The sequence below is a fragment of the Acidovorax sp. CF316 genome, assembly GCF_000276605.1.
Classification (GTDB): domain Bacteria; phylum Pseudomonadota; class Gammaproteobacteria; order Burkholderiales; family Burkholderiaceae_C; genus Acidovorax.
The window spans coordinates 1-4752 of record NZ_AKJX01000045.1; the positions used below are offsets into that span (position 1 = coordinate 1).

Below are 4752 nucleotides of genomic sequence, written 5' to 3' on the forward strand. Positions count from 1 at the left end.
GGCAGCCGCGGCAGCCGGCCGAACAGCCGGGCGGGATCGCCTTGCCCGAGGTTGCACAGGAAGTTCACGCGGCATCGGCCGTCCGGGAAGAAGCGGGTGTTGACCAGGTCTTCGTCGAACCCGGACATGGGGCCGCAATCGAGCCCGAGGGCCCGGGCCGCCAGCAGGAAGTAACCGGCCTGCAGCGTGGCATTGCGAAAGGCCGTGGTCTCGGCATGGCGCTCGTCGCGGGCAAAGCTGTCGTACAGCCCGGGGTTGTGCGGAAACAGGGTCTCGGCGTGTTCGTGGAAGCGCCGGTCATAGCCCAGGATGCAGGTCACGGGTGCAGACGCCGTCTTGGCCACATTGCCCGGGCTGAGTGCAGGCAGCAGGCGCGCCTTGGCTTCGGGCGTGACCAGAAAGAGGATGCGCTGGGGCGTGCAGTTGGCGCTGGTCGGGCCCCACTTCACCAGGTCGTACAGATCGCGCAACAGTGCCTCGGGCACCGGGGAGTCCAGGAATCCGTTGTGCGAACGCGCGCCCTGGAAAAGCGCGTGCATGCCTGCCTTGTCGAGCATCACCAGTCCTTGTCGAAGTTGAAGAGTGCGAGCGCCCCCATCCGGTCGCCGGCACCCACCACGACCCGACGGCGCTTGCGCCGGCAGAGACGGTGGAAGACGCGCCTGCGGCCGATGGCCGGGCCGCCCTGCAAAGCAGGACCGACAGCGCGCAACCGAGCACGGCACCTTCTGAAGAAGCTGCCGCGATTCTAGGCGATCTTCATCATTTGGTATACCAAATTATTTTTTGGTATTCTTTGAGGCAGGCATCTTGGCCTTGCGTGCAGCGGGGGGCACGCCCATCTTCGCCGAGGGCGCAGCCGTCGAACGGGCACGCTTGCCTGCTGGCGGCGTCGGGGAGGGCGCCTGCTCCACGGTGTTTTCGGCCTCCTTCGCCTGGCGCAGGGCCCGCAGCGCCGCATTGCCCAGGTGCGCGTTGTGTGCGCGCATGGCGAGGTAGGCCTTCTCGCCGTGGCCCTCGGCGATGGCCTCGACGATCTCCTTGTGGGCATCGTGCGATGTCACCAGGCGGTCCGTCTCGGCCGGGTGGTACTGGCGGTAGGGGCTCAGGCGATCACGGATCTCGCCCACCATCTGGCTGATCACCGCGTTGTGCGCGCCTTCGAGGATCAGGCGATGCAGTTCGCGGTTGGCCTCAAGGTATTTGTCGAGGTCGCCATTGGCCACGTATTCGTTGGAGCGCTCGTGGATGTAGCGCAGTTCGGTTTTTTCCATGGTGGTCATGGACTCTGCGGCCAGCCGCGCGCACAGGGCCTCCAGCTCGCAGTCTGCGTGCAGGATCTCGGCCAGCTCCTTGACGCTGATTTCCATGACAACCACACCGCGCATGGGCAGCAGCTGCGTCAGCCCACGTGCGGCGAGTTGGCGCAATGCCTCGCGCACGGGAGTGCGCGACACGTTGAAGTGCTCGGCCAGCACCCGCTCGTCGAGGCGGGTGCCGGGTTTGAACTGACCGCTGATGATCAGTTCGGAGATCTGGGACTGAACTTTGGCAGCAATGGTGGACATTGTATTTTTTACCCTTGCAAGTGCGTTCCATTCTAGCCAGCTGCACACCAGGAGGATGCAGCCCGAACCCGATACCGATCCTGAACCAGGAACCCAATGCCGCGGTGCGCCCTTTCACCGACCTCGGGAACCCCGGCTGGTGCCCCCCACAGGGCACTGCCAGCACCTACACTGCACAGGCCATGTCCCACGACACCCTCGCGCCTTCCAGCCCGTCCCGTTGTCCCCTGTGCGGCCAGCCCAACCAATGCGCCGTGGCGGCCGGCCTGCCAGCGCAGGAGTGCTGGTGCATGAGCACCCCGGTGTCGCCCGTGGCGCTGGCACGCCTGCCCGCCGAGCAGCGGGGCCTCGCCTGCATCTGCCCGGAGTGCGCGCGCGCGCCGGTCGGCAGCGCTGCAGCGAACGGGACGCCGGGATCCCAGCCGATATGATTTGCGCTTTTCACAACCCCCTTTTCCTAAAGAGAGCACACCATGCCCACGTACCACGTCGAAATGATGGAAGGCCGCACGGTCGAACAAAAGCGCAAGCTGGTAGAGGAGATCACCCGTGTGTCCGTCGAGGTGCTGGGTGGCTCGCCCGAGTCGGTGGACATCCTGATCACCGACATCAAGCGCGAGAACTGGGCTACGGGCGGCAAGCTGTGGTCGGAGCGGACGTAGCAGGTACATGCCCCTGGGGCGCTGCGCCTCTTCGCCCCTTTCTCGGCGGCCCTCTTCGCCACTGATAGCCAGCCCAACCCCTCCATGACAACACAGCCGTCTTCCGGGTCCCTCGCCGCCCTGCGCGAACGGCATGGCGAGCGTTACCGCTGGCTGTTGTTGCTCTCGGTCATGGTCGGCACGATGGCGTCGATCATGTCCTCGACCATCGTGAACGTGGCCATCCCGGACATGAGCCATTACTTCACCCTGGGCCAGGAACGCGCCCAGTGGGTGACTTCGGGTTTTATGGTGGCCACCACGGTGTCCATGCTCACCACGCCCTGGCTGCTGTCGCGCTATGGCTACCGCGCCACCTACGTGGGCGCCATGCTGCTGTTGCTGGCCGGCGGCATCGGCGGTGGGCTGGCGCGCGACTTCGGCCTGGTGCTGCTGGCGCGCGTGGCCGAGGGCCTCGCGGCCGGTGTGGTGCAGCCCATTCCTGCCGTCATCATCCTCTACGCCTTCCAACCCCATGAGCAGGGCCGTGCGAGCGGCATCTTCGGCATGGGCGTGGTGCTGGCGCCGGCGATCGGCCCGAGCATCGGGGGGCTGCTGGTCGACTGGTTCGGCTGGCGCTCCATCTTCTTCATGGTGGTGCCGCTGTGCCTGGCCTCGATCTGGCTGGCCTACAAGTTCGTGCCGGTCACGGCTCCGGGCGGCGTGGCCGCCAACCGCAACGGCGAAGCGCTCGACTGGCGCGGCCTGGCACTGGGCACGGCTGGCACGCTGTGCCTGCTCAACGGATTGGTGGCCCTGCATGGGGGCACCGTGTCGGAGGCCATCCTGCTGCTGGCGGGGGCCGTGGTGGCCACGGGCCTGTTCATCGGCTGGCAGCGCCGGCAACTGGGGCAGGGCCGCAAGCCGCTGATGGACCTGCGGCTCTTCCAGTACCGGCAATTCGCCATGGGCAGCATCGTGGCCTTCATCTATGGCACGGCGCTGTTCGGATCCACCTACCTGCTGCCGGTGTTCATGCAGCTCGGCCTGCAGCTGTCGGCATCGCATGTCGGCACCATCATGCTGCCCGCAGGCTTCGTGCTGGCCATCACAATCGCGCTGGTGGGCCGGCTGGCCGACCGGCAGCCCACGCACCTGCTGGTGAGCATCGGCCTGGCCCTGCTGGCCCTGTCCTTCGGCCTCATGGTCGTGGTGGGCCTGGGTTCCCCGCTGTGGATGCTGGTGGTGTTCGCGATCCTCGGGCGCATCGGGCTGGGTTTCATCCTGCCATCGCTCAACCTGGGCGCCATGCGGCCGCTGGACAAGTCGCTGATATCGCAAGGCTCCAGTGCCATCGGCTTCCTGCGCATGCTCGGCGGGGCTGCCGGGGTGAGCCTGTGCGGCATCGTTCTCGAATGGCGCATGGGCGCGCATGGGGCCTCGCTCGCAGCGGGCGCCAGCAACCCGGCACGCATCGCCGCCTTTGGCGAGACCTTTCTGATGCTGACCGCGCTGTGCCTGCTGGCCCTGGTGGCGGCCTGGCAGCTGCGCGAAGCGCCTGCGGCACCGACCAGCGACACTCCCTCTCCACCCCAGGCCTGATGGCCGACTGATCCGGACCTCCTTCGACCATGTGCCAACTGCTCGGTATGAACTGCAACACGCCGACCGACGTGACCTTCAGCTTCACCGGCTTTGCACAGCGCGGGGGCAACACGGGCGACCATGCCGACGGCTGGGGCATTGCTTTCTTCGAGGACCGGGGCCTGCGGCATTTCGTGGACCACCTGCCGGCCGTGGATTCGCCGGTGGCCGAGCTGATCCGCCGCTACCCGATCAAGAGCCGCAACGTCATCGCGCACATCCGCAAGGCCACCCAGGGCCTGGTGAGCCTGCAGAACTGCCACCCCTTCGTGCGCGAGCTCTGGGGACGCTATTGGGTGTTTGCCCACAACGGCGACCTCAAGGACTTCCGGCCGCGCCTGCATTCGCATTTCCACCCCGTAGGGGACACGGACAGCGAGCATGCGTTCTGCTGGATCATGCAGGAGCTGGCCAAGTCGCATGCCAGCGTGCCCAGCATTGCCGAGCTGACCCTCACCCTCAAGGAACTGGCCGCGCGCATCGCGCCGCACGGTACCTTCAACTTCCTGCTCTCCAATGGGCAGGCGCTGTGGGCCCATGCGTCCACGAACCTGTACTACATCGAGCGCAAGCACCCGTTCAGTGAAGCGCAGCTGTCCGACGAGGACGTGCGCATCGACTTCGCGACCCAGACCACCGCCTCCGACCGCGTGGCCATCATCGTGACGGCTCCGCTCACGGTCAACGAAGACTGGACGGCCTTCGGCAAAGGTGAATTGCTGGTCTTCGTGGACGGGCAGCGGCCAGGCTGCTGATCCCAGGGGCGCACACGCGTCCGATCGACACCCGATCGTCGTTCACACCCGCCAGAGGCCAGGTGTGCAAGCGCGTGCTGCAATTTTTGCTCATCCCCCTGCGAGACGAAGCGCAATTTTCGTTTCCCCAAACGCAAAACCCCC

The 4752-nt window shown here is 66.4% G+C and carries 6 protein-coding genes; 4 read left to right on the plus strand and 2 right to left on the minus strand.

Annotation, left to right across the window (positions count from 1 at the left end; translation table 11 throughout):
* Together PMI14_RS05360 and PMI14_RS05365 are read right to left on the minus strand one after the other, a co-directional pair.
* Positions 1-557: malonic semialdehyde reductase (locus PMI14_RS05360; RefSeq protein ID WP_007850831.1), on the minus strand; the 557-nt coding region annotated here is incomplete at its 3' end.
* A 222-nt stretch (positions 558-779) separates the two neighbouring features.
* Complete coding sequence (locus PMI14_RS05365; protein WP_007850834.1) at positions 780-1568, minus strand: GntR family transcriptional regulator; 789 nt, start codon at positions 1566-1568, stop codon at positions 780-782.
* Between the two features lie 182 nt (positions 1569-1750).
* On the opposite strand from PMI14_RS05365, the gene PMI14_RS34070 reads away from it, so the two are divergent.
* The 4 genes from PMI14_RS34070 to PMI14_RS05380 all read left to right on the plus strand — a co-directional run bounded on the left by PMI14_RS34070 (position 1751) and on the right by PMI14_RS05380 (position 4608).
* Positions 1751-1999, plus strand: coding sequence for a cysteine-rich CWC family protein (locus tag PMI14_RS34070; protein ID WP_081497269.1), 249 nt, complete (start codon positions 1751-1753; stop codon positions 1997-1999).
* Positions 2000-2041: 42 nt separating this feature from the next.
* Positions 2042-2230, plus strand: coding sequence for a 4-oxalocrotonate tautomerase (locus PMI14_RS05370; RefSeq protein WP_007850839.1), 189 nt, complete (start codon positions 2042-2044; stop codon positions 2228-2230).
* Positions 2231-2314: 84 nt separating this feature from the next.
* The gene (locus PMI14_RS05375) at positions 2315-3811 is read left to right on the plus strand and encodes a DHA2 family efflux MFS transporter permease subunit (protein ID WP_007850842.1); all 1497 of its coding nucleotides are present in this window, start codon (positions 2315-2317) and stop codon (positions 3809-3811) included.
* 29 nt (positions 3812-3840) lie between these two features.
* The gene (locus PMI14_RS05380; RefSeq protein ID WP_007850848.1) at positions 3841-4608 is read left to right on the plus strand and encodes a class II glutamine amidotransferase; all 768 of its coding nucleotides are present in this window, start codon (positions 3841-3843) and stop codon (positions 4606-4608) included.
* Positions 4609-4752: the final 144 nt, after the last annotated feature.

Excerpts from the sequence above, each read along its gene's own strand:
- PMI14_RS34070 (WP_081497269.1), top strand. The coding sequence starts at position 1,751 with ATGTCCCACGACACCCTCGCGCCTTCCAGCCCGTCCCGTTGTCCCCTG.
- PMI14_RS05375 (WP_007850842.1), top strand. The coding sequence starts at position 2,315 with ATGACAACACAGCCGTCTTCCGGGTCCCTCGCCGCCCTGCGCGAACGG.
- PMI14_RS05365 (WP_007850834.1), bottom strand. The coding sequence starts at position 1,568 with ATGTCCACCATTGCTGCCAAAGTTCAGTCCCAGATCTCCGAACTGATC.
- PMI14_RS05380 (WP_007850848.1), top strand. The coding sequence starts at position 3,841 with ATGTGCCAACTGCTCGGTATGAACTGCAACACGCCGACCGACGTGACC.
- PMI14_RS05370 (WP_007850839.1), top strand. The coding sequence starts at position 2,042 with ATGCCCACGTACCACGTCGAAATGATGGAAGGCCGCACGGTCGAACAA.